Origin of the sequence: Rhodohalobacter sulfatireducens, from assembly GCF_022012475.1 — a bacterium.
Lineage (GTDB): Bacteria > Bacteroidota > Rhodothermia > Balneolales > Balneolaceae > Rhodohalobacter > Rhodohalobacter sulfatireducens.
On sequence record NZ_JAKLWS010000012.1, the window covers coordinates 74,255 to 99,396 of the forward strand.

Here is a 25,142-nt window from a genome sequence, read left to right on the forward strand (position 1 = left end):
TAAATTTTGTTGCAAGCCTGAAAAAATAATCAACTACGTGTTTGATTTACGTCGTTTTTATTTAATATCGTTGGTGATCGTTATCGCTTTATGCGGTATTACCAGTCTACATGCACAGGAGATTGCCGAACCTGCGGTTACAGACTCTTTGCAAGACACCGTCAGCACGGAAGACCTGCGAGATGCATTCCCTGCCCGCTATGGTAATTTCGCAGCTAAGCCTTTCCTTCGACCTATTCCTGCAATCTACTTTATAACGTTGCCGAAAGAACAAGTGTATGTCGAGCGACGTGAAGACGGCTCATTTTATGCCGAAACCCGTATAGGTGATGTTCGATCGGGTGCACCATCCATTTTCTCTTCCGAGCAGTATTACAAGTTACACGAAGATCTTGCAAAGGAGGAAAATTGGAAGATGTTGATACGAGAAGCTCGTCAGCGTGAAGTTGCAGGAGGCGGATTACTTGATTTCAGTCTTGATATCCCCGGGGGGCAAGAGTCGGCATTCACAACCATTTTTGGAAAGCCGGAAGTAAATTTACGAGTGAACGGGGTCGCACAGATGAATGTGGGGGCGTCTATTCAAAAATCGGAAGATCCTTCGCTGCCACCCGACCAACAGACACGGGTGGATCCCACCTTCGACCAAAATTTGCAGTTGAATATCCAGGGGACGATCGGGGATAAACTGACCATTCAAACCGACTGGGACACCGAGCGAACTCTCGACTATCAAAACACGCTGAATATTGTGTATGAAGGGTATGAGGATGAGATTATTAAAAGTATTGAGATGGGAAATGTCTCGATGAACACAGGAAACTCCCTAATTCGCGGTAGTGGTGCATTATTTGGGATAAAATCGGTTGCAGAACTCGGTTCATTGCGGTTAACATCTGTCGTTTCTCAGCAGGATGGTGAAAGCAATGTGGAGACCATAAGCGGTGGTTCCCAAGAGCGACAGATTGAAATTCGCCCGGCAGATTACAGTGATGATCAGCATTTCTTTTTAGACTTTTATACTCGCCAGGAGTTTGAAACCAGCATGGCCAATCCGCAGCAGCTGTCCCAAACACTTCAAATTGCTGATGTAGAGGTTTGGGTATTGCGCGAAAATATTCAGGCTGAGGAGGGCTCTAAACTAGCTGTGGCTTTAGCTGAAATGGGAGTAAATCAACAGCCGGATGGTTCTTACGCTCCCCCAAACAATCAAACAGATACATTCTCAGATCAACTGCTCGATCAATACAGAGATCCACAAACGGGTATCTCGGCATCTGAACTGAATATCGAGGATTCCAGAAATTTCGAGGAAGGGTATTTCACTCCTTTACAGGAAGGGGTGGACTACACCATCAATAAGATAACAGGCTATATTTCGCTGAACAGGGCGTTGGGTTCAAGGGAGGTGCTTGCCATTGCCTTTAACTATCGCGGCGCTAACAATGAAATTGTGGAGGTTGGTGAGATAAACAATGGGGGTGGCGACCGGATTTTTCTGAAGATGCTCCGCCCCAAAAATGTTTCGACCGATAATGAGCTTTTCCCATTGACGATGCGGAATATCTATTCGCTTGGAGTTAGCAATATTACGCGCGAATCCCTTGAATTGGAGTTACAGTACACCGAAGATAATGTTGCTTCAAACCGTCTGCCGGGCCGTGGTACAACACTATTGCAGGATCTTGGGCTAGACAGGGTCGATTCACAGGGCGCACTTGAGCCGGACAATCAGATAGATATTGGTACCGGTACGCTGGATCCACAAAACGGCCTGATTGTTTTCCCCTACCTGCAGCCATTCGGAGACAGGATAGAAAATGTTTTGCAGGATTCACCCGCTTCACCCGAAGATGTCGATCGTTTATCATACAATGAACTTTATACAGAACGACAGCGGAATGCAGCTCAAAGCTCAAAAAATAGTTTTTACAGGTTCAACGGTACGTCAAGGGGAGGAGTACAGGAGAACTTTAATCTTGGTATCGCACTGGTAGAGGGAAGTGTTCGGGTGTATGCCAACGGTACGGAACTGCAGGAAAATGTGGACTACCAGGTAGATTACTCATTTGGCAGCATCACTATTTTGAACGAGCGCTATACCGCTCCGGGCCAGGATATCCGTATTGAATATGAAAACCAATCGCTGACCTCAATTGAGCAAAAAACATTTACGGGATTTCGGGCTGAATACGGATTTACAGATAATTTTACCTTGGGAGGTACCTATTTTCGATTTAGTGAACGCCCGCTGGATGACAAAATTCGGTTGGGAGATGAGCCGATTAACAATGCCGTAATCGGTTTCGATGCAAATGCTGAATTTGATGCACAGTTCATTACTCGTTTTTTAGATAATCTGCCCGTTCTTCAAACCCGGGAGTCTTCAGAAATATCATTTAGTGGCGAGTTTGCCCAATTAAGACCCGGTGTTGCAGAAACTCGTGCAGTTAGTGAAGCGATCCGAAACAATGAACTTTTCCCGGATGAAGAAAATGGCCTGGCATTCATTGATGATTTTGAAGGAGCCAATATTAAGATCAGTTTGCTGAATGCCACACGCTGGAATCTTGCGGCAGCACCGGCAGCTGTTCCCGGTTATGATGCCGACATTCCAATTTTCGAGGAGGATGATTTTCCGGGAATGCCGGTGTCGAATACACAAGCCAGGCTCGACCGGTCTGATCTTCGTTCTCAGTTTGCGTGGTACACAATCCCAAGAAATATCGCGTCTATTTTAGATGGAGTTGAGTTTACAGCTGAGTCTGAGCCGGTTGAAGTAACAGACGTATTTCCGGGGCGGGAAACTCAAAATCCGCAGGAAGAGATTATCAATACGCTGGATGTATACTACAACCCAAATAGAAGAGGGCCATACAATTACAATGAAAACCTCCAAACTATCTTGGAGGATGATCCGGAGAAAACCTGGGGTGGAATGACGGCAGTAATCCCGGCCGGCCAGGAGGACTTTTCTCAGAACAATATTGAGTTTTTAGAATTCTGGGTTCAACCGGTATTGTCAAACGGCCAGATGCAGGGTGGGGCCGCGATAGAGGAATATGATGGCAAAATGTATATCGATATCGGATTGATTACGGAGGACGTGGTACCAAATACGAAACTAAATACTGAAGACGGACTCGCACTGAATCCTGAAACACTGATTCTAGACAGCCAGGTCAATGCCCGATCGGCGATTCCTGCCAATCCTCCACCACCCGAAGGACAATTTTCAAATGCCAACCGTAATCTCGAGGATGTGGGTCTGGACGGAATGCCCAACAGGGATGGGGCCAATAACCTGGATGAGCAAACAATATTTGGTGATTTTGTTGACCAGATGAGAGAACAGTTTGGGTCAAACAGCCCTGAATTCAGGGAAATTGTGAATGACCCGTCCAATGACGACTACTTATTTTATGGCGAACAGGCTGTTCAGGATCTGCCGCTGCACGAGCGTTTCCATCGGCTTTTGGGATATCATGACGGAAATACACCGATCGATCAGGATGATAAACGTGCAATCACCAACCGGCCAAATACCGAGGGTTTGGTCAATCCTTCGACCGTATCTTTGACAAATGCGTACTTTCAGTATGAAGTAGACCTGAATCCCGCAGATGACGCAAACCTGGAGATCGGAAGCCCCGGGACGTTCATAATAGATCGTGTTCCCGGTTCTCGTCAGCAAGATCGTTGGTACCAGGTTCGAATTCCTTTAAGTGAATTCAAGCGAAAAATCGGTGACATCAATGATTTTCAAAATATTACCTATATCCGAATCTGGATGTCGGGGTACGAACAGCCATTTACTCTTCGATTCGCCACACTTGAATTTGTTGGGAGCCAATGGAGGCAGGATGAGGAGATCAATGATGTTAGTGATCCAACAGCAGAGATGAGAATCAGTTCACTAAACATCGAGGAGAACTCCAATCGCCGCCCGATACCATATCGCCAGCCCGAGGGTGCTATTCGGGCTGAAAACCGGGCATCGCAGTTACAATCATTGCAAAATGAACAGTCTATTGTAATGGATGTCAATAACTTAAGCCCCGGTTCCATTCAGCTAATTCGACGTGTCTACCCCGGTGGACTCGATCTTTTGAACTACTCGAATATGCGAATGTTTGTGCATGGTGAGGGATACGAAAGCCGTGAAGATGCCGAACTGGTCATGCGTTTCGGAAACGACCTGGAAAATAACTATTACGAGTACAGGCAACCGGTTACACCATCAGACCCGAACTTCCCTTTTCAACCGTTTGACCCCGGGAATAATGCACAATTGGAGGAGGAAGCCGAGCGGGTATGGCTGTACGAGCAGAACAGCATGAATATCGTGCTTTCAGCTTTCAACCAATTAAAGCAGTTGCGAGATCAAGAGGAGGGGAATTCATTTTCTGAGGTTTATCAACGGGCTGATATTTTGGAAAATGCCGTACCCGGCGCAGTAGTTGCGATAAAAGGAAATCCTTCACTGGGCCGAATTACTGAGATCGGGATGGGAATCAGGAATCCGTTTGACCCGACGAATCCATCCGGGAATGGTACTCCGGTTTTAAATGCCGAAATGTGGCTTAACGAGTTACGTGTATCCGGTTTTGATAATGAAAAAGGGTGGGCGGCGAATGCAAAGTCAACGATCAAACTGGCAGACTTTGCTACAGTCAATGCCAATGTAAGCCGGCAGACACAAGGATTTGGCTCTTTGGATTCGAGACTAGGACAAAGGCGGGTCAGTAATGAATTTGCCTACGACGTAAATACATCGGTAAACCTGGATAGTTTTATACCTGAGCGTTTTGGATGGAACATCCCCGTGAGTTTGTCAACACGACGATCATCATCCATTCCAAAATATCTGCCCAACCAGGGTGACATTCGCTTCTCTGACTTTGAAGACGCCGTGAATTCACGGGTTGACCTGGATGCGCAGCAGAAAGATCGGCTGATTGATCAACAGAGGAGGGAGATAGAAACATTAAGTGAAACCTATGCTATCAACTTTTCAAATGTATCGAAAACAAACTCACAAAGTGAACTGGGCCGGCTTCTGCTTGATAATACCACTCTTAATTATGTGTATAACACAACCGACAGCCGAAACCCTCAATACCGTTTTCTTGATAATTGGAATTTCAACGGTTCTCTCAGGTATTCTCTGACTCTTCGGAATGTACGTTTTCTGCGGCCTTTCGGTTTTTTTGAGGATATCCCATTGCTGAATACACTATCAGGGCTGAGACTGGGATATATGCCAACAAATTTAACGGCATCAATTGGCACTGAACGAACTTATGAGGAGCGCAAACGCCGATTATTAGCAAATGAAGTTGAGCAACCCCTGCAGCAAACTCACAATTTTAATTATAGTACAAATGCCGGTTTTGGCTACAATTTAACCCGCTCGATATCTACCTCCTTCCAATCTCAAACCGTTTATGACTTGACTCGAGTAGCTACCGAAGCTGCTGAACTCGCAGGAATAGACAGCACGGCATTTGAGCCACTGCCATCTATGGATGTATTCGGCGATTTGATTACCGGCGATAAATCAGCACGCAGGAATAGCTATAACGAAAACTATACGGCTAGCTGGCAGCCCCGATTTAACCAGGTTCAGTTCCTGGATTGGTTATCATATAACAGCCGGTATTCAGGTGGATTTCGTTGGGAGAATTCACCATTTGGATCCGAATTGGGTGCCAGGGTATCCAATAATTTCAGGCTTGATAACACACTTCGGGTCGACACTGAGAATCTCTTGAACCGGTTGCCGTTTTATCAAAATGCCGTGGAGGCAAACGATGAGGGGAGGCAACTCCGCAGGAACGAAAGCAGTGAAGCAGATACTACTTCATTTGGTTTTGGGGAACAGCTGGTTTACTACGGCAGAAAAACTGCACTGGCAATTTTTAGCCTTGAGTCAATCGATCTGAATTATAATGACTCAAAGAGTTCTGCCCAAAGCGGTTACAACGGTTCTTCACAATTTTTCGATATGTTTGGAAGTGAATCAATTGCCCCGGCTTTTGGCTATCGGTTAGGTCTTTTTGAGAGTATTAACCAGGGAGATTTGATTGCCAATCCGGATGGCATGTCAACGATACAATTGCCCTCATCAAACACCTTCACCGATAATGTAACTCTTACGGCGCGGCTCAATCCTTTCCAGAATGTTTCTGTAGACCTAAACTGGCAAACACAATGGGATCGTAGGAGGTCCGAATCATTATCACTAAATCCTCAAAATGAGTTTTCATCGGTCTTAAGTGCATCCGGGAATATCTCATCCAGTGTCTGGGCGTTTGGACCGGGTTACGGGCAATTATTCAGAAGCCAGTTGCAAACTGCATTTGATGGAATGAGCGAATCAGAAAATATAATTCGTGATCCCGAAAGCGGTAATAATACACTTTTAAATCCTGTAGATCTGCAACGAGATTTTCGCTCGGCTTACATGGGGAGAAGTAAAACTCTTGGGGATAAAAACTTTACGGCATTTCCGCTGCCAAACTGGAGAATCAACTGGACGGGCATTGAGAACTGGATTCCGTTTATTGGCAGTGTGATGCAGCGGGCAACGATTACACATGCTTATGATGGACTTTATAGAATCGGTTGGAATTTAAATAATAATCCCGGTGAAGTGATTACTCGTCGTGTTGGCGTTTATACAGTAGAAGATGAGAGACCCGAGTTTGAACCAACCACCGTCAATATTGAAAAACGATTTTCTCCACTTGTTCAGTTAAATATCACATGGGATAACGGACTGAGAAGTCAGCTTGGATATGAAACCAGCAACATTACCAGTTTATCGCTGGCAAACAGTCAGGTTATTGAACGAATATCCAAAGGCCTGAGAGTTTCACTGGCATATACGATCCGAAACTTTCGGATTCCATTTATTCGACGAACTGCCTCTAATGTTGATCTGACTTTCAACGGCAGCCTCATTGAAGATACTGAACAGCGATTCCTGCTTGATGCCAATCTCGATGCTGCTTTACAGGAAAGTGCCGGTATCATTGATCGAAATCCCAATAAATATTCATTCACACCCGGCGCGGTGAACGGTCAGTCACGCATTAATGCCAGTGCAGTTGTTGGATATCGATTTTCAAATACTGTTCAGGCCAATTTTGAGTATGCTTTCAGCCAGATTCTTCCCAAGTCCACCAGGACATTCAAGCGAACGACCCATGATATTCGGTTTAGTATCCGGATCAATATTCGGTCTACATAGTCAGACTCACCCAAAGTCATCCGGTGAGTGGGAATCAGCTCATCAAGTGCATCTCTACTGACAATTTCTTTAGTTTGTGATGATTCCGGTAGTGGCAATCACAGACGTAGAGTAAACCACAACGGCACTAAGAACTCACAGCGAGCCCAACGTTGTGTTCTTTGTGATTTCTTTGAGTCATTGTTCATCCGATGAGTGTAGCGAGCAATCAGTAAAAAAAATGCCAAAAATACTCATCGGATGACTTTTAAAGCAACACTACTTCCCAAAAGTAAGCACTTTCACCGGATCGGTTTGGGCTGCAATCCTGGCGGGAAGCCATGAGGCGAGGGCGCAAAGAAGAAGCGTTACGACTCCAACGATGATGAAATCCAATAGATGAGGTTCCACCGGGGCATAACTCATGTAGTAATTTTCTTCGGAAAGCGGAATAATTTGATAGGTAACCTGAAGCCAATAAAAGAGCAGGGAAATGACGATTCCTGTAACAAGGCCGGAGATAGCCACAAAAATTCCTTCAAGCAGGAAAATCTGTCTTACAGCCCGGCTTTTAGCACCGATGGTTTTCAAAATACCGATATCTTTCACTCGCTCAAGTACCATCATTAAAACTGTACCGATCAGGTTGAAGGCGGCAACAATCACCATCACGCTAATCACAAGTGGAATGGTCTCTTCCTGGAGATCTATCCATGCGAAGATGTTTCTGTAACGTTGGTAGATGCTCTCGGTGACGTATGGAAATTGAGTAGCATCGCGAATTCGGCTGTAAACAGGAACGATCTGGTCCTCGTCAGTGACGTTGATCTCCATTGAACTTGCGTACTGGGGGTTATATCCAAAAAGATCCCGAACAGGTTGACTCGTTGTAAGCGCGAAATTATCGTCAAATCGATCAATACCGGTTTGATAAATTCCTGTTAAAGTAAATTGCTCTATTTCCGGCGTATTAAAAGGTGTTGGCAAACCTTCCAGGGCAAATACAGTTATCTTATCACCAATCTCAGCATCAATTGTTCTGGCAAGATCCTGACCGATGATGATTCCGGGCAAACCGCTTTGCTGCAGAGACAGATCATAGGTCCCCTGTACAACATAATCTCTGAGTTGCGTTACATCACCCGATTCGGGAACACCTTTGATCAGCATACCGCTTACATCTCCGGCTGATTGGATCATAACCTGTCCCAAAACAACAGGCTGAACTTCCTCAACTCCTTCAAAATCAGCCAGGTAGGTTTGAAGTGTATCTGCCCGAAGAAGTGGGTCGTTCATGAATGTATTGACAGTGACGTGAGGGGCAAACCCAACAATCTTCTCATTGATTGTGGACTTAAATCCATGAACAATCGAAAGTGCAATCAGTAATCCTGCTGAACCGATAGCAACACCGCCAATCGCCATTATCTTAATGAATGAGAGAAACCTCGACTCGCGCTTCTTACTCCAAAAATACTTGCCGGCAATGTACCAGGTGAATTTCATCCTCAGTTGCTGGTTACTTGTTACTGGTTTCTGGTGATTTTATTCCCAATTATTCTCAACATATTGGATGAATTTGTTAATTCTCTTGCCAAGAACTATATACTTGTCGCGAAGTTCTGTGAGTGGATTTTTGGGATAATGAATATCACTTATCATTCTGAGATGGTCGATAGTTTCATCACAGGAACTTTGTGAGTAGACTAAAAATTTAATGAATTCTTGTTTATACCTTTGTCTACCAAATCCTTCAACGATATTATCTTTGATGCTTTTACTCAATCTTCTGATCTGACTGCCCTGTTCATAAAGCTTATATTTTGGGAGTTTCAAGCTCATTTGATGAACTTCGAGGACAAGCTGATAAGCCTCATTGTATATGTCGAGATCCCTGTAACTTTTCAACTGTTTTAAGTGATTTTTTTAAAGTAAATCGAAATATCCTACCAGCAACCAGCAACCAGCAACCAGCAACTAACAACCAGAAACTAATCTTTTTCCGGCCTCATCAATGGGAAGAAAAGGACGTCTCGGATGGAATCAGAGTTTGTCATGATCATTGCTAATCGGTCGATACCGATTCCGATACCGGCGGTAGGAGGCATGCCGTATTCAATCGCTTTCAGGAAGTCTTCATCGACGGTCATCGCTTCTTCATCTCCCTCGGTTCGGAGGCGGGCTTGCTCTTCAAACCGCTCCCGCTGATCAACAGGGTCATTCAACTCTGTGAAGGCATTGGCAATCTCTTTGCCATTACAAATAGCTTCAAAGCGTTCCACAACCCCTCCTTTAGAACGATGCTTCTTAGCGAGCGGACTCATCTCGATAGGGTAGTCGGTAATAAATGTTGGCTGTATAAGCTTTGGTTCAACCGTTTCGCCAAAAATTTCGTCAATCAGTTTGCCTTTACCCATCTCATCTTCTACATGGATACTGAGCTCCCTGGCAATCTCTCGAATTTCATCTTCGGATTTACCGGCAAGATCGAACCCGGTTTCTTTTTCAATCGCCTCATACATCGGAATTCGGGGCCAGGGGCGTTTGAAATCGATTTCGTTTTCACCGACAGTTACTTTTGTGGTTCCATGAAGTTCAAGAGCAACTTTTTCGATCATCTCCTCCATGAAATCCATCATCCAGTTATAATCTTTGTATGCAACGTACAATTCAACCTGGGTGAATTCAGGATTATGAAATCGTGAAAGTCCTTCATTCCGGAAATCTTTTGAAAACTCGTACACCCCGTCAAAGCCGCCCACGATAAGACGCTTCAGGTATAGCTCATTTGCAATCCGGAGGTAAAGGTCCATGTCCAACGCGTTATGATGTGTTTTAAAAGGACGTGCAGCGGCTCCTCCATAAATCGGTTGAAGAATTGGAGTTTCCACCTCCATATATCCGCGATCGTTCATGAAATTCCGCATGGCCTGAACCATTTGGGTTCGTTGCTTGAATACTTTTTTTACGTCTGTATTCACAACCAGGTCAACATAGCGCTGACGATATCGCAGCTCTTTGTCGGAGAAAGCATCATAGGTTACGGTTTCACCCTCTTCATTTTCTACTTCTTTTGGTGTAGGGAGGGGCCGAACCGTTTTCCCCAGGAAATGAAACTCTTCAGCGTGAATAGTGGTCTCTCCCGTGCGGGTTTTAAACACAAATCCCTTTATTCCAACAAAATCCCCGATATCAACCAGCTTTTTGAATACTTTATTATACTCCTCAACGCCCACATCATCCCTTCGGATATAGATCTGGATTGTTCCCTGTGAATCCTGGATGGTGAAGAAAGACGCTTTTCCCATAATTCGCTGGGTCATAACCCGTCCGGCCACGGAAACACTGTGGGAGTTATCCTCGGTGTCATCTTCGGAAATAAATTTATCTTCGTTTTCTAAAATATCCGCAGAGTGGTGAGTGACGTCATATTCAAATGGGTAGGGGTTCACGCCCAACTCGCGTAGTTTTTGGAGTTTTTCGAGCCTGATTTCTTGTTGTTCACTTAGCGATGATTCCGTATTACTCATCTAATTTTTTGATCTGTATTTGATTAATTTTCGAACTAAAAAAGATAAGAAAAGTTCGTGGAAAGTGGCATTTATAGTTCAAAACAATTCAATCGGATGAAATTAGAAGATGAAAGTTGGATTTGGTAGATTTTAGGTAGGTATGGAAACAAATAAAACTGCTCCAAAACGTCTGAATGAACTCTGTTTACCGGATGAAATATTTATCTGTTTTGAGCCATTTAAGTCAGATATCAAAAAAACAGACATGGATATTCTGCAAAATCAGTCAGGCAGAAATTTAGTAAAGAAGATGGCCGGCCATTTTTTGCATGCTGAGGAGACAAAAATTTTCACAGTGAAGAATGAGAAACCCGAAGTGTACTGTGGAGAGAAAGAGATCTCGGCAAGTTTTTCACATACGTCAGACGGAGTGGCGGGAGCAATCTCAATTGATTTTAATGTAGGTTGCGATATGGAACATGCCGATCGAACAGTTCACTCGAGATTGGTGGACCGGATGAAACACGACGATGAGTTGGAGAGCTTGTATGATCAGATAGAGCCGATACGAATATGGACACTAAAGGAATCCGCCCTGAAAATGATTGGTACGGGTCTTCGAAATCCTATGAAGAGTGTTTGCGTGAAGAACGGTACATCCAATGAATTTTCAGTACAGTTCGATAATGGAAAAGAGGCAAAAATTTGTAGTTTCAAACACCAGAGTCACTGGATATCAGTTTGCTATGAATTATTCTCAAATGAATAAATAAAAACCGTAATGATGGATATTACTTCATTAAGCAGAGAAAGAGTTGAATCAGAGTTAGTTCAGTCAGGTTTAAATACAGATGAACCTGAAAACCGGGTGCGTCTAATATTTGCACCTCAAAAAATTAAAGATGATAATTTTAAATCGGCCTGCAGATCATATTCTCAGATCAATCCGGATGATATTAAAACAGTAGTTGTGGTAGAATCCACGCCGGGAGAGGCAGAGAAAAGATTGGCGATGCCATCTTTTAAAACGATCGAGACTGGCTTTGGCCCGGTAAATGCGAATGAAAGGTTACGAAATGATTTTGCGGATGAAGACGATGATTTCTTTATCAATGATAATGCATTTGATAAAGGCTCAACTTTATATCAACAACTACCCATTCTGCAGACTGTTTTAGATAATTTCTCAATTCTGCATATCCAGATTTCTGACGAGGGACCTCCAATCATTAAAGAGTTGGCAATGGCCCTGCAGGAAATATTACCATCGCGAAATGCACTTTTGGTGTGCTGCTGCGATTTGGGAGACCAGGAGGAGATTGATCAGATAACCAATCTTCTTGAAAATGGAAATATCTCAAGCTTGTTGAACAGAGTGTATCGAAACAAATTGAATATTGAGGGATTTGGTTCTTTTTTGACGGGGTTACTGGTAGCAAATAAATGGGGTTTGAGTTTACAATTTGACACGGATTCGGGGTCCGGTTCTGTTTACTCCGGTTATGCAGTTGTTGAAAATCAACCTATTTTTGGCTGATGGAAGGAGATAAACCATCTGTGAGCATTATCGGCACCGGTGCACTTGGGTCCACTCTTCAGCACTTTTTTGAGGAGAATGGATATAGAATTCGTTCTGTTTGGAATAGCCGTGGCGGGAAAGTGTATTTGAATAAATCAGGACAATTCAAGGAAAAGAGAGCAACCCTGCCTGAGAAGGAGGGAGAAGCCGGTGATTTTGTTTTTATCACGACGCCGGATGACCTGATTAGCAAGACGGCCCGGGATTTGGCCGGGAAACCGATCCACTGGAAAGAAAAAATTGTTATCCATTGTTCGGGGAATCTCACGTCTGATGAGTTAACCTCACTTTCGGAAAAGGGGGCAAAAATAGTATCGATGCACCCAATTCAATCATTTAAAAAAGGTGACGGGAGGGATCGGTTCCGGGATATAACTATCAGTTTGCAGGGAGATAAGGCCGGAAAAGAGCTCTTAAAACCAATAATTGGAGAGATGGGGGCAAACGCCCTCATGCTGAGTAAAAAGCAGAAAAGATACCTGCATATTGCTGCCGTTATGGCTTCTAACTACCTGGTGGCTTTGATGTTTAGTGTAGAAAACCTGCTTACAGATGTTGACTTGGAAGAGGGATTCGAAAGCCTTCAGCCGCTTGTCCATCAAACCGTAACGAATATTTTTGAGAAGGGGCCAGCAGATGCCTTAACGGGGCCGATTTCAAGAGGAGATACAGCGTCGGTTCAAAAGCATTTGAAAGAGTTGAAGGGGGCGGAGCAAGAAGTTTTGTACAAAATTATGGGACTGGAAGCCGCAAAAATTGCAGAAAGAGGCAGTCATATCCCTCAGGAGAAAATAAACATGCTCCGAAATTTGTTTACGCTTAGCTTGGATCAATCAGAAAAGATATAGATCATCGACTTCTTGAAAATCAACGATGTCAAGTCAGTTTAGGACTTTGAGTGGCACAAGTGAGTCAACTACGCCAGCAGGCTTCGTCGACCGAGGACGATTCGCTGAACAATTGAGCAAGATTGGAGTGCCGGATGGGAAATATTCAAGAATATTACCCGGCAGGATTGACTCTAAAGCATAATATTTTAACATTGGACTTTAATCCTAAATCAAGAGGTTATGAATAATACTCATCTAATATTTCTGATCATTACCGGTTTTATGGTTTTTACACTGTTCTATTCTTGTGAATCAAGTAGTTCAGGAGGGGGAAGCGGAGAGTTGATCAGTTCTTTCAATTCTTCAAAAAGTCACAATACCGGTAGTAATTGCATGAATTGTCATGTACAGGGAGGAGGCGGTGATGGGATTTTCAGTGTTGCAGGAACAGTATATGATGAAGCTTTAAATTCCGTATTGCCCAATTCCATTGTACGAATTTACAGCTCCCCAAACTCTGATGAGATGCCGATTGCAGTGATTGAAGTTGATAGTCGGGGAAACTTTTATACGACAGCAAATATCAATTTTGGAGATGGTTTATATACCAGCGTAGAGGGTGCAACAACAGAAATATTCATGGAATCACCCATTACATCGGGCAGTTGTAGTAGTTGTCATGGTGATAGTACCGAAAGGGTATGGGCTAAATAAGCTTCTTGAGGCAGTCTATTCCATAATAGATATGGATTCAAGTTGTTAAAATTGTTGCCATCACTTAACCGCGAAAAGAGTAACCCCATCAAAGCATGCAATATTTAAAAAATTCCATGCCTTGATGAGGTTGTAAGATTAACGTTTTTTCATCTCCACGTAATCTCTTTTTCCATGTCCAACATATATCTGCCGCGGCCTGGAAATGGGTTCTCGGTTATCTCTCATCTCTTTCCATTGGGCAATCCAGCCGGGTAAACGGCCGAGGGCGAACATCACAGTAAACATCTCGGTGGGGATTCCAATGGCCCTGTAGAGTATACCGGAGTAAAAATCTACGTTTGGATAAAGTTTTCGCTCAACAAAATAGGAATCATTCAAGGCTACTTCTTCGAGTGATTTTGCAATATCAAGAAGTGGATCGTCGATGTGCAGCTCATTGAATACCTCGTCACTTATTTTCTTGATAATTTTGGCACGCGGATCGAAATTCTTGTAAACCCGGTGGCCAAATCCCATCAGGCGGAAATCACTGCTTTTATCTTTAGCCTTCTCAACCATTTTTGCAACATCACTGCCTTCATTGTGAATTTGCTCAAGCATCTCAATTACTTTTTGATTAGCCCCTCCGTGTAACGGTCCCCAAAGTGCACAGACCCCTGCCGAAATAGCAGCATACAAACTGGCGTGAGAGGAACCTGCCATCCGAACAGTTGAAGCCGAACAATTTTGTTCATGATCGGCATGAAGAATCAAAAGAGTGTTCAGGGCTTTCACAATTGTTGGATTGATATCATACTCCTCCGTGGGAAGAGCAAACATCATGTGCAGGAAGTTAGAGCAGTAACCCAGTTTGTTTTGCGGGTACATGATCGGGAAGCCCTGTGACTTTCGGTAAGACCATGCGGCGATTGTGGTAATTTTTGCGATCAACCGCCGAATCGTCAAATCGACCTCATCAGGATCTAATTCAGAACCCTGCGAATTTGGGTAGAAAGTGGATAGAGCGCCAATCATGGAAGCCAAAACACCCATCGGATGTGCTTTGGCAGGGTATCCTTCATAAAGCAACTTCATATCTTCATGAATGAGTGTATGGCGGGTAATTCCATCTTTAAACTTATTCAGTTCCTCTTTTGAGGGCAGGTCGCCATATATCAACAGGTAGGCAACTTCCAGGAACGAGGATTTCTCTGCAAGCTGCTCAATGGGATATCCCCGGTATCTTAAAACTCCTTCTTCGCCATTCAGAAATGTAATTGCACTTCTTGTAGCCCCGGTGCTTTTATATCCCAAATCTGATGTTATAAGCCCGGTTTCATTTCGCAGGTTTGAAATGTCAATAGCTTTTTCTCCTTCGCTTCCCTCGATGATATCAAGTTCATGGGTATCATTTCCAATGATTAGTTTTGCTGTGCTCATATTTCGGTCCTCAGTTCATTCATTATTCTGATTTATTCTTCTGAGCAGAACTTAAAAGAATGGAAGCGCTTTCTACATAGGATAAAATTTGAGTACTGCATCAGGGAAATACCTATGGATGTTTTGAGTAGGATCAGCTTGTGAGCAATTTAACAGAGATCAGCGAATGGAAAATGATAATTGTAAAAATAACTTCAAGAAAGGGAGTTTGCTTCGCAGGCTATCAAAGAGAGTAATAATTTGTTGGGTGTTGCAAAGTCTTTTATATCAGAAATCAATCTTTCAGCGTATTCTCAACTCTTTTCTTTTTCGTTTCAAAAATCAGGTTCGGTAATAAAAAATTATGAGTGGCAATAAGGGACTGCCACAATTTCAAAATTTATCTTAAACCGGCTAGAAATAATCAAGTTATCCTTACATTTTTTTGAGTAGAATTCTTCTATCCTACAAGTAGATGCAATTGATTTTAGATCAAGAGGTGTCACGTCGAAATAAATAACTAGGGAGGTTTTTATGAAGATATCGAACCGGCTTTCCTTAAGTACACTCATCTGCATATTGGTTGTATGCATGTCTACATCAGCCAATGCACAGAATCAATTTGAGGATGCCATTGAACAGTTTGAATCGGAATCGGTAACGGGGTACTTGCAGCCATTTTTAAATGGTTTCGGGGCTAATCTGAATTCTGGTTTCGCAGGAACCGCGAAACTGGAAAATGAGTTGGTGATTCGTCTGGAAGCGGTTGGTATGGCTACATTAATTGGGGGTGCTGAGGAGACGTTTAAGGCGATTCCACCCGCGCCTTTTAATCAACAAAAGGTCGAAACGGCTACGATTTTTGGAGACCAGGGCGCTACAGTAACAGGGGCTGAAGGAATACAGTATAAGTATCAAAATGGGGTATTTGACCTGGATTACTTTCCTTTGGCCGTTCCACAGTTAACCATTGGTAACTACTATCACACGCAAGTAAAGCTGCGCTATTTTGGTTATACAGGCCAAGATGACGTTCCCGATATACAGTTATTAGGCTTTGGAATTCAACATGGATTGACTCAGTATTTCGGGCAGTTACCGCTGGACCTTTCTGTGGCACTCTTCTACCAGCAGTTTAAGATTGGTGACATCATAGAAAGTGATGCTTTTGCGATTGCAGGTATGGGTAGCAAAGAATTTGGCATTCTTACAATCTATGGTGGCGTACAATACGAAAAAACTCAAATGGATCTGAACTATACTCGCAGCGGTTCATCCGATATTGAAAATTCGCAAGTCGATCTGACCTTTGATGCGGAAAACTCAATTCGTGGTTATGCAGGACTCGGCCTGGATTTGTCAATTGTACATATTCGAACTGATATAAATATCGGCAATGTATCGGTTTTAAGCGCTTCTATTGGATTTGGGATTTAAAAAAGCAAAATGAGGAGAGCCATGAAAAAAAATAGAGCTTATAATATTGGAATATTGATAAATACAACCCTTCTTTTCTTTCTGGTGGTTGTTATGTTTGCATGCGAAGATATGATACGTGACAACTTTTTGATTTTAGAAGAGGTTGCTGAGTTTGAATACACGATAGACACTGACGACGTTAATTATAATGAGACTGAAAGTGTAAATTTACAAAGCATCATCAATGATCTTGACAGCGACGTTGAAGATATAAGCTTTTACAATTTTACTCTTCAAGTCACCAATACATATGAGACGCCACTGAATACGGAGATTTCCGGAACAATTCGTGTTAAACAAAGCAGTGATTCTCAATATGAACCGATTGTTAACTTTACAAACATAACATTAGAGGAATTTCAAACCGAGCGGTCAATATTTTCTGACGAACTTACCGGAATCAGTCTTGTTTCGGGGGGTGTCGCGTATTTAATTGATTTGTACGATCAGCAACCAGCACCAACCTTAGACTTCAATGTTCGAGGTACTATAGACAGAAACGGAGAGGGACAGAATACAACATTTGATTTCACCGTTCGGGTCTACAGTCAGTTTGAAACCGATCCCTGATGAATAAATCTGAAGTATTATTTTTTACACAACTTTGGGATGATAAATATCATTTGAAATAAATGGATTCTCATCCCAAAGACTTCTCAGGTTTTCTGTGTTCATTTATTTGATCAAACTCCATCATGTGTGAAACCTGAAAGGTCTCCGGGGACAGTTTATGCGTGAAAGTACACCAGGTCGGCAAAGATAAAAGTCCCCATTTGCATGGGAATCGGCCCTGCCTGCGCTGAACCTTCGGAAGACGGGCGAAGAGAGCTGAGGTGAGGATGACTTTCTAAGTTCCGAATTGCCTATTCCTGGTTTTGACCCACAAATGATCATACCCAAATGCCCATCGAAGTAGACACTCCAGAAAAAACTTCAGATTAAACTAAAAAAGTTTCGGGTTTATAGTTGATACTTTGTAAGCTCTGCCCGAGGGAGTTCATTCTAAAAATCAGTTTGGACAGGTCTATAATCAATACTTAATTACAATTCCATCCGGAGTTTGTTCTTCAGTGATTCTCCAGGTATATGTCTGACCGTCAAACCATATTTCAAGGTAGTGGTCGTCTTTTGTCCGGACCACATACTGAAACATAAATGTCTTTCCATGGCGGTGTCGTGTGCAATGCCTTACTTCTTTAATTTGGTAAATCGTTCCATTTTCCCGTTCAATTCGGTACGGGGTAATTTTATGCTTGAGCTTTGGATTTTCGAATCCTCGAAATATGCTGAGAACGTTGACAGGTGGATGCTGACTTGGGTTCATACAGATCTTTTATTTATAAGATACCGGCCCTCACTGAAGGGCTTATGACACCCGCTTGTATAATAATCTAACATGAATTCGAGATAAGAATTTGGAAAAAGAGTCTCACCCCTCCTTTGTAAGGAGGGGCCAGGGGGTGGTTTAATGTATTGTATTCAGGTTTATGAGCATGAAAATTAACTATCAACCTGTCTTATACCATCCCATAATAACCTTTTCGGAAAAGAGCCTGTCCTGAAAACTTTCGGGAAGGGGACTTTTTGGCTGCCATATTCAATGGTTTCATATCGGATTCACGTTAATTTAGTGCTTGGCTATTTTTCCGGCTATATGTGATTATTTGTGTTATTACACTATATCCTCGATAATCAAAATAAATCCGTGTGTGTACATTAAAAATTTACAAACCGTTTCTCCAATCCGTATTTTTAGATTCAATGAATATTAAATCAAAAATAATTACGTGGGAAACATAGATATCGCAGTGGTACCCGTTGCGGGGATGGGGACAAGGTTACTGCCCGCCACTAAATCACAGCCAAAAGAGATGCTGCCGGTAGGAAGAAAACCCGTGGTTCAATATGTAGTAGAAGAACTGGAGCGGGTAGGAGTCAACAAGCTTCTTTTTATTACGGGAAGCGGCAAAGCTTCCATAGAAAATCATTTTGATCTGAGTCCGGAACTTACTCAAACGTTACGGGAAGATGGCAAGGAAGAACTTCTTCAAGAGCTTGCATTTGCGCACTCTCCCGTGCAATTTTTCTATACGCGACAAAAACAACTTTTGGGCCTGGGACATGCCGTACTTTGTGCAGAACCTTTCGTTGGTAATCAGCCGTTTATTGTTGCGCTGGGTGACTCCATCATAGGGATGCATGCCCAAAGCCGTATCATCGAAAGAATGTCCAACTGCTACCACGAAAAGAACGCGGATGCAGTGATCGCTTTCCATGAAGTACCGGAAGACCAGGTATATAAATATGGTATCGCAAAACCTAAAACCTCTGGTGATCTGTTTGAAATCGAAGATCTTATCGAGAAACCCCCGGTCGATGAAGCGCCGGGAAATCTTGCTATTGCCGCGCGCTACGTACTTTCACCGGCAATTTTTGAAGCGTTAAAACAAACAGAACCGGGTGCCGGCGATGAAATTCAACTTACCGACGCCATCCGGATTTTACTCAAACAGGGGAAGAAGGTATGGGGTGTTAAATTACGGGAAGATGAAAAACGGTACGATATTGGAAATTTTGGTACATACTTTCGGGCCTTTACAGAATTTGCCCTTGCTGATGAAACATTTGGACCGGAACTTAAAGAGCACTTAAAAGATCTTTTGAATGAAAATAATTCGAAATAAAGCCTATGCCCGCGCCGGGTTACTTGGTAATCCGTCAGATGGCTATAACGGAAAAACCATCTCTTTCATCATCAGAAATTTCTACGCAGAAATTGTTCTGTATGAATGGGATACATTTGAAATTCTGCCCAGTGAGCCGGATAAGGGAAAATTCCGGTCTGTACACCATCTCGTCGAAGATGTTCGTCTTCACGGCTATTATGGGGGTATGCGGATCATTAAGGCCACTATTAAACGGTTTGTGGACTACTGTAACGACCGGGATATCGAATTGCATTCTCAAAATTTCTCAATTCGCTACTCTTCCACCATTCCTCGGCAGGTGGGATTGGCAGGTTCCAGCTCCATCATTGTGGCCACTCTTCGCTGTTTGATGGAATTTTACGGAGTAAAAATACCTGTCGAAGCTCAACCCTCATTTGTTCTATCTGTTGAACAGGACGAACTCGGTATTTCGGGCGGCCTTCAAGACAGGGTGATCCAGGTGTATGAGGGATTGGTGTATATGAATTTTGATAAACAGGTTGAACAAACTATTGATGATTTTTTGTGCTATGAGTACGAACGGTTGGAACCCGCATTACTTACTAACATATATATCGCCTATCATGCAGGACTGAGTGAGCCTACAGAGGTGTATCATAATGATATTCGAGGGCGTTTCATGAGGGGGGAAGAGGAAGTTGTAAACGCCATGAAACGATTTGCAGACTTAACTGCCGAGGGCAAACAGGCATTGCATGACGGAGACAACGAGTTGTTTGCCGCACTGATTGATGAAAATTTTGAGCTTCGCCGAAGTATATCCAAACTTCCGGACTGGCAGACAGAAATGGTTGAGACGGCTCGCGAATTCGGTGCCAGTGCTAAGTTTGCCGGTTCCGGCGGAGCCATTGTCGGCACATACGAATCAAAAGAGATGCTTGATAAACTTAAAAGCCGTTTCAAAGATCTGCATGTAGAAACGATTATTCCTCAAATAATTTCAGCGGATTGATAGGGAAGGGAATTATAGAGATGTGTTACTGAGGTACTCCAAAAGTGTAGGAGTGCAATGGAGTATGCTAACCAACAGTTGAAAAAATTACCTGATGAGCATAAACACTTTGAAAATTCTCATCTATAGAAGCTGGGTATACATCCTACCCTGTACAATACGAAGTTGAGTTTACTCGCCTCATCATAAATAATTTAGAAAGATATGAGGTTGTTGCCATTCACGCTTATTCACAACGAACCAATATAAGTCTGAATGAGAATATTCGTATTTTGCCTTTACTATTACAAATTTTTATGAACATAAGCCCAATTATTATGTCAGAAAAGAAAGATCTTTATCGTTTGGAAGAAGAACGTACCCTGGAACAGGTAGCAAGTTATTTTGAGAATGTGGCTGACAATTTGAGGAATGGTCATATTACTTTTGAGGATGGTACGAAAATCGAATTACCAGATAATGTAACGCTGGATATTGATGTGGATGAGCGTAATAAGGAAGATGTTATCGCAACGACTGCGGAATTTGAACTTAAGTGGACTATAAAAAAGTAAGCGGTTCTCTACATTCTTCCGATACATAAATAGAAGGGATTCGAACTCTCATTATATAGGGATGAATGACCTGTTCCAATGCGTGGGGCTTGATTCCTTAACGTTGGTGGAGCAAGTGAAGGTAGTAAGCTGGTAGTAATTAAAGTGTTTGATCGATCTCGAATGATTGAGGGTGGTGCTTCGGCCTGTGCAGCTGAATGGACCGGACACCTTGACCCGATACTGTTAGCATGGAAAGCAGTTCAAATCGCAAAGTTCTTTTACAATGCTCTGTTGGCGGTTCGTGTGGATCCATCATCAGCTAGAAGAAACTGAGGGTACACATCACCTTGCGGTATTTAATCAGATCGTAGGGCACTACAAACATCTCTATACCAGGGAAAAAGTAGACAAGGTTAAGGGTACTTCAAATCAGTATGGGTACTTGACGGACGAGGCCCGGAAAAGTGTACTCATATCAGGACTGAAAAGTGCTTGGGTGAAAGAGAAGCTTGGGTATGTGGAGCACAACGAAAAAACCGTTGAACAGGTTTCGTTCTTTGAGATAAAAGATAAGGGCACAATGGGAGCGATTATAGTAGCCTAATTGCTACGGCAGGAGCCAACTGGCTGGCTACAGATTATATGAGAGCACCGTTCTACATATAAGACTATAACCCAGAGCACTGACAGCCTATGAAGCGGAACTTTTAAAGTTGCTATTTAACTTTAAGCGTTTTGAATAAATTTAGTAGTATTTACGATATAAAGTCATTCAAATTAGGAGTTAGATATTAGTTTGGACTAATTTTTTTGACCTTTCTTATGGGTATAATTTTACTTTTGTCTTGATAATTAATCAAACGAACTACAATATAGTCCTCTTTGTAATTCTCTAATCTACTATTTGGGTAACCATGAAAAGGTCCATTAATTGTGCCTATTATAGGTTCTTCATCTGTGGTTATCACCTTATATATTTTCTCGAGTGAAATTAAATCGTTTATTTCTTTAAATGTCATACAGATGCATAACTATAGGATTATTTAATTTAGGTAGTATAAACTATTGAGCATAATTTCTACTTAGTTTTAGAAAGATAAAATTTCGCCATTTTGTTATCTGTTAGTACTGAATATTATAAATGAAAAATTATGGGGAAAGAAAAAAATATTGAACCTGATGAATATTACGATGCAGGACCAATTGATATAGCAAGATTTGGTAAGGTTTTGATTTATAAAAGTAAACTCGATGAGGAGGGATTAAAAAAGTTTAAAGAAAATCTTATAAAAAGCTATCCAGAAATTATTGCAGAAGTAAATGAACTTGTCCAAGACATAAAAGAATTAGTGATAAAGTTTGATTCTCTTCAACTTTTGAAAAGAGGGTATCTTGAAAATGCCTATCAATCTGAAGGTAAAATTTCAGAAAGTGCACATAATGAGGTAGATGTCATTTCGAGAAGAATGATAGATTACATACAGAATGTAATTGTATCGGCAGAGTTATCAGAAAAGAATCACGTCGAACTTAAGGAAGAGGATTGGAATGAAATTTATGGCAAAGTTTTAAAATTATATCGAAGGCTAGGTACTTATTTTCTGGCTTCAAGTGCAAAGAGAGAAGCGAATGATGAGGCTTTTAATAAGAAGAAAGATTTATTTTACACAAAAGCTCAGAGCTATTGGATTCATGTCAGAGGTGAATATTATCTTACTCATCAAGAAGAAATATTTAAGAATTTACTTAAACCTCACAGCCAAAAGTTTAAAGAACTATTTGGTATATCGAGTGATGAATACATAGACAATTTATGTCTAATTAGAGATTCCTTGATATTTGGCATAGGTAAGTCAATTCAGTTCATGGAAAATGTAAGAGAAAAATCACTTAAAATATTAGAGGAAGACTCGAAGAATTTAACTGATTTGAGCAGTGATGAAATTATATCAAAATTGAATCAAATTGCTACACAACAGGGATGGATTGAAGATATTGAAAAATCTAATCAGAAAATCTTTGGCTTTTCGGTTTTTGATGTAGAGAAGAACTCAAGTTTACCAAAAGAATTATTAGATAGTTTCTCTTGGGAAAATGGGGAGTGTAATTATTTCTATGATCACGACGAATTTGGAGGATGGCCAATTAATTTTCAGCCAATTTTTGAAAAACCTTTTTTAAAAAAAGATGATAAATATTACTGTTTTGATGTATATGCATTGTTTGATAACAATTATAGAACCATCCAAAAAGTAATATGTAATTTAGATCCAGATTACAGAGAAGACTGGAATAAGAAACAAAAAATAGTATCTGAAGAGTATCCTCTGAAATTGATTAAAGACATATTACCTGAAGCTGAAATCTATTCTCCTGCTTATTATTATTTCTCTCATGAAGAGGAAGGTAAAAAGAAAGTAGCGGAAACTGATGCGGTCATAATTTATGATAAACACCTCTTTGTTGTTGAAATTAAGGCTGGAGCATTTACATATATGCCTCCTTCAGTAGATTTTGATTCATTTATAAATTCAATTGAAAACCTATTATTCAGGCCACTTGAGCAAGCGGATAGATTTTTTAGATCTTTAAAAGAAAAAGATGAGCTTATTTTATTTGATTCAAATTCATCAAAGAAAAAAGAATTAACTCGAATATCTTCAGATGATTTTAGGATAATAACACCTACAGCGATAACAATAGACCATCTTACCGATCTCGCTGTTAAGATAGAAGAGCTAACTCCTTTTTCAAACAAGCTTCCGACGAATCCAGTTTGGCCATTATCAATTTCAGATCTCATTGCATATAGAGATCTTTTTGACTCACCATTGCAATTTCTTCACTATATAGAACAAAGACATAAGGCATTTAAGTCAGAAGCCTTTTCAGTTGAAGATGAATTAGATCATGTAGGATTGTATTTAGATCATAATCATTATGTGGAGTATGCAGAATCTTTTGGTCAAAAAATCAATCATTTTGAAGGCTATAGAAAAAAAATTGATGAATACTTTGATGGTACTTTTTATGGATTAGATGGGTTTGATAAACCAGCTCAAAAAATACCGGACATATATTTTAGAATTTTCAAAATATTAAGAAATAAAAGACCTAAAAGTTTTTCTCATGTATCGAGTATTTTGCTTGATTTTTCAACAGAAGTTAAGTTTAAGATAGAGGAAAGTATAGAGTACCTAATTGAAAATAAAATAAATGAAAATAAATCAGATCCTTTTACAATACTCGGGGATTATGGATTGACTTTATTTTGTTTCAGAGAGGATGAATATTGTAATAAAAAAAATTGTCAAGAGCATGCATTAGCTACGCAAATTCAATCATATGATATTTTAAGATTACTGTTAATTATTACAATAAATAAGAAAGGTGATATATCTGATATTGATTTTTCAATTTTTGATAGGAAAGATCTAACAAGATCTAAAATTGATCAGCTAAGTGAAAAAGCTCAAAAAATTGCTGATAGAAGATTCATTAAAATGGCAAAAGAAATAAAACCTGGGCGAAATGACTATTGTCCCTGTGGAAGTGGAAAAAAATACAAGAAGTGTCATTTGCGACGATATAATCAGTAATTAAAAAAATAGTTTGTATGTAATTACAAACAAGCTGTCAATCAATTCCACTGGTTTCCAAAAGCTAGGTTTCATCGTCTCACTTTTCGGAAGAACGCTAGGTATTAGCTTGGACATGGTATTCAACCAGTCTTTCAGGTCCATTTTTTAAAGAGTTTTTGTTAGGGTACAAACCAGAGAGCTGATTAATTCATCAAGCTGACTTCTGATGGCATAATGGCTGGCTTTTAGAAATATCTACCATTCTATACATTAACAATACGATTTGTATTCATTATGATTACAAACTGTAATCAAAATCAAAAAATGGCTAACCACCTTTCATTTTCAGAGTTTAAATCAAGGGTTGAAAGAGAGGTCTCCGGCGCTTACTTTCGCATAGAACAGGGTAAGTATATAGCATCAGGAGATCGGGCTATGTTAGATTATGACCCGGAAACCGGCGATTGTAGCATCTTCCACCTCCGAACCTTTGATGAATGTATGTCGAGACTAACAATTGCAGAGGATATCGACAACTTCCGACAGCTTGAACACCAGGGGCCTATCTCACGCACAGACTGATTTTTGTGTATTG

Annotated in this window: 18 protein-coding genes; 13 read left to right on the forward strand and 5 right to left on the reverse strand. The window is 41.3% G+C overall.

The genetic code is table 11. From position 1 onward, the window contains the following. Positions 1-37: 37 nt before the first annotated feature. Complete coding sequence (gene sov / locus L6773_RS10985; RefSeq protein ID WP_237854396.1) at positions 38-7,255, forward strand: T9SS outer membrane translocon Sov/SprA; 7,218 nt, start codon at positions 38-40, stop codon at positions 7,253-7,255. Positions 7,256-7,513: 258 nt separating this feature from the next. On the opposite strand, the gene L6773_RS10990 is transcribed toward sov, so the two are convergent. The 3 genes from L6773_RS10990 to lysS all read right to left on the reverse strand — a co-directional run bounded on the left by L6773_RS10990 (position 7,514) and on the right by lysS (position 10,764). Further along, a complete protein-coding gene (locus L6773_RS10990; protein ID WP_237854404.1) occupies positions 7,514-8,740 on the reverse strand; it encodes an FtsX-like permease family protein in 1,227 nt (408 codons plus the stop codon). A 39-nt stretch (positions 8,741-8,779) separates the two neighbouring features. Next, positions 8,780-9,142 (reverse strand): four helix bundle protein, encoded by a 363-nt coding sequence (locus L6773_RS21740; RefSeq protein WP_369431565.1) that lies wholly within the window; start codon positions 9,140-9,142, stop codon positions 8,780-8,782. Between the two features lie 83 nt (positions 9,143-9,225). Continuing rightward, on the reverse strand, positions 9,226-10,764 hold the full coding sequence (gene lysS, locus L6773_RS10995) for a lysine--tRNA ligase (protein WP_237854406.1): 1,539 nt from the start codon (positions 10,762-10,764) through the stop codon (positions 9,226-9,228). A gap of 142 nt (positions 10,765-10,906) precedes the next feature. On the opposite strand from lysS, the gene L6773_RS11000 reads away from it, so the two are divergent. The 4 genes from L6773_RS11000 (at position 10,907) to L6773_RS11015 (ending at position 13,869) form a co-directional block, all read left to right on the forward strand. Continuing rightward, positions 10,907-11,515 carry a 4'-phosphopantetheinyl transferase family protein gene (locus L6773_RS11000; protein WP_237854408.1) on the forward strand — a complete coding sequence of 203 codons (609 nt, stop codon included), beginning with the start codon at positions 10,907-10,909 and terminating at the stop codon, positions 11,513-11,515. A 12-nt stretch (positions 11,516-11,527) separates the two neighbouring features. Continuing rightward, entirely contained in the window at positions 11,528-12,283 is a 756-nt protein-coding gene (gene amrB, locus L6773_RS11005) for an AmmeMemoRadiSam system protein B (protein ID WP_237854409.1), read from the forward strand. Then, the gene (locus L6773_RS11010) at positions 12,283-13,173 is read left to right on the forward strand and encodes a Rossmann-like and DUF2520 domain-containing protein (RefSeq protein WP_237854411.1); all 891 of its coding nucleotides are present in this window, start codon (positions 12,283-12,285) and stop codon (positions 13,171-13,173) included. Before amrB ends, L6773_RS11010 begins: the two co-directional genes overlap by 1 nt. 222 nt (positions 13,174-13,395) lie before the next feature. Continuing rightward, complete coding sequence (locus L6773_RS11015) at positions 13,396-13,869, forward strand: hypothetical protein (RefSeq protein ID WP_237854413.1); 474 nt, start codon at positions 13,396-13,398, stop codon at positions 13,867-13,869. A gap of 138 nt (positions 13,870-14,007) precedes the next feature. On the opposite strand, the gene L6773_RS11020 is transcribed toward L6773_RS11015, so the two are convergent. Further along, complete coding sequence (locus L6773_RS11020) at positions 14,008-15,291, reverse strand: citrate synthase (protein ID WP_237854421.1); 1,284 nt, start codon at positions 15,289-15,291, stop codon at positions 14,008-14,010. Positions 15,292-15,804: 513 nt separating this feature from the next. On the opposite strand from L6773_RS11020, the gene L6773_RS11025 reads away from it, so the two are divergent. Together L6773_RS11025 and L6773_RS11030 are read left to right on the forward strand one after the other, a co-directional pair. Continuing rightward, positions 15,805-16,707, forward strand: coding sequence for a DUF6588 family protein (locus L6773_RS11025; protein ID WP_237854423.1), 903 nt, complete (start codon positions 15,805-15,807; stop codon positions 16,705-16,707). 21 nt (positions 16,708-16,728) lie between these two features. Continuing rightward, on the forward strand, positions 16,729-17,319 hold the full coding sequence (locus L6773_RS11030; RefSeq protein ID WP_237854425.1) for a hypothetical protein: 591 nt from the start codon (positions 16,729-16,731) through the stop codon (positions 17,317-17,319). A gap of 460 nt (positions 17,320-17,779) precedes the next feature. Here L6773_RS11030 and L6773_RS11035 read toward each other — a convergent pair whose 3' ends face one another. Then, positions 17,780-18,073, reverse strand: coding sequence for a hypothetical protein (locus tag L6773_RS11035; RefSeq protein ID WP_237854427.1), 294 nt, complete (start codon positions 18,071-18,073; stop codon positions 17,780-17,782). 463 nt (positions 18,074-18,536) lie between these two features. Between L6773_RS11035 and L6773_RS11040 the strand changes: the two genes are divergently transcribed. The 6 genes from L6773_RS11040 to L6773_RS11065 all read left to right on the forward strand — a co-directional run bounded on the left by L6773_RS11040 (position 18,537) and on the right by L6773_RS11065 (position 25,129). Beyond that, positions 18,537-19,433: a UTP--glucose-1-phosphate uridylyltransferase gene (locus tag L6773_RS11040; protein WP_237854429.1), complete on the forward strand. Its 897-nt coding sequence runs from the start codon at positions 18,537-18,539 to the stop codon at positions 19,431-19,433. After that, positions 19,414-20,430 (forward strand): mevalonate kinase family protein, encoded by a 1,017-nt coding sequence (locus L6773_RS11045; protein WP_237854431.1) that lies wholly within the window; start codon positions 19,414-19,416, stop codon positions 20,428-20,430. Before L6773_RS11040 ends, L6773_RS11045 begins: the two co-directional genes overlap by 20 nt. 317 nt (positions 20,431-20,747) lie before the next feature. Then, a complete protein-coding gene (locus L6773_RS11050; RefSeq protein WP_237854433.1) occupies positions 20,748-20,984 on the forward strand; it encodes an amphi-Trp domain-containing protein in 237 nt (78 codons plus the stop codon). A gap of 265 nt (positions 20,985-21,249) precedes the next feature. Further along, complete coding sequence (locus L6773_RS11055; protein WP_237854434.1) at positions 21,250-21,570, forward strand: hypothetical protein; 321 nt, start codon at positions 21,250-21,252, stop codon at positions 21,568-21,570. Positions 21,571-22,117: 547 nt separating this feature from the next. After that, positions 22,118-24,565 carry a YecA family protein gene (locus L6773_RS11060; protein WP_237854436.1) on the forward strand — a complete coding sequence of 816 codons (2,448 nt, stop codon included), beginning with the start codon at positions 22,118-22,120 and terminating at the stop codon, positions 24,563-24,565. 306 nt (positions 24,566-24,871) lie between these two features. Beyond that, positions 24,872-25,129, forward strand: a complete 258-nt coding sequence (locus L6773_RS11065) for a hypothetical protein (protein ID WP_237854438.1) — start codon at positions 24,872-24,874, stop codon at positions 25,127-25,129. The last annotated feature ends 13 nt before the right edge of the window (positions 25,130-25,142 follow it).

Coding starts and splice junctions, on each gene's coding strand:
- L6773_RS11055 (WP_237854434.1), top strand. CDS start 21,250: ATGCTCTGTTGGCGGTTCGTGTGGATCCATCATCAGCTAGAAGAAACT.
- L6773_RS10990 (WP_237854404.1), bottom strand. CDS start 8,740: ATGAAATTCACCTGGTACATTGCCGGCAAGTATTTTTGGAGTAAGAAG.
- L6773_RS11015 (WP_237854413.1), top strand. CDS start 13,396: ATGAATAATACTCATCTAATATTTCTGATCATTACCGGTTTTATGGTT.
- lysS (WP_237854406.1), bottom strand. CDS start 10,764: ATGAGTAATACGGAATCATCGCTAAGTGAACAACAAGAAATCAGGCTC.
- L6773_RS11035 (WP_237854427.1), bottom strand. CDS start 18,073: ATGAACCCAAGTCAGCATCCACCTGTCAACGTTCTCAGCATATTTCGA.
- L6773_RS11060 (WP_237854436.1), top strand. CDS start 22,118: ATGGGGAAAGAAAAAAATATTGAACCTGATGAATATTACGATGCAGGA.
- L6773_RS11045 (WP_237854431.1), top strand. CDS start 19,414: ATGAAAATAATTCGAAATAAAGCCTATGCCCGCGCCGGGTTACTTGGT.
- L6773_RS11020 (WP_237854421.1), bottom strand. CDS start 15,291: ATGAGCACAGCAAAACTAATCATTGGAAATGATACCCATGAACTTGAT.
- L6773_RS11030 (WP_237854425.1), top strand. CDS start 16,729: ATGAAAAAAAATAGAGCTTATAATATTGGAATATTGATAAATACAACC.
- L6773_RS11010 (WP_237854411.1), top strand. CDS start 12,283: ATGGAAGGAGATAAACCATCTGTGAGCATTATCGGCACCGGTGCACTT.
- L6773_RS11000 (WP_237854408.1), top strand. CDS start 10,907: ATGGAAACAAATAAAACTGCTCCAAAACGTCTGAATGAACTCTGTTTA.
- L6773_RS11065 (WP_237854438.1), top strand. CDS start 24,872: ATGGCTAACCACCTTTCATTTTCAGAGTTTAAATCAAGGGTTGAAAGA.
- L6773_RS11050 (WP_237854433.1), top strand. CDS start 20,748: ATGTCAGAAAAGAAAGATCTTTATCGTTTGGAAGAAGAACGTACCCTG.
- L6773_RS11025 (WP_237854423.1), top strand. CDS start 15,805: ATGAAGATATCGAACCGGCTTTCCTTAAGTACACTCATCTGCATATTG.
- amrB (WP_237854409.1), top strand. CDS start 11,528: ATGATGGATATTACTTCATTAAGCAGAGAAAGAGTTGAATCAGAGTTA.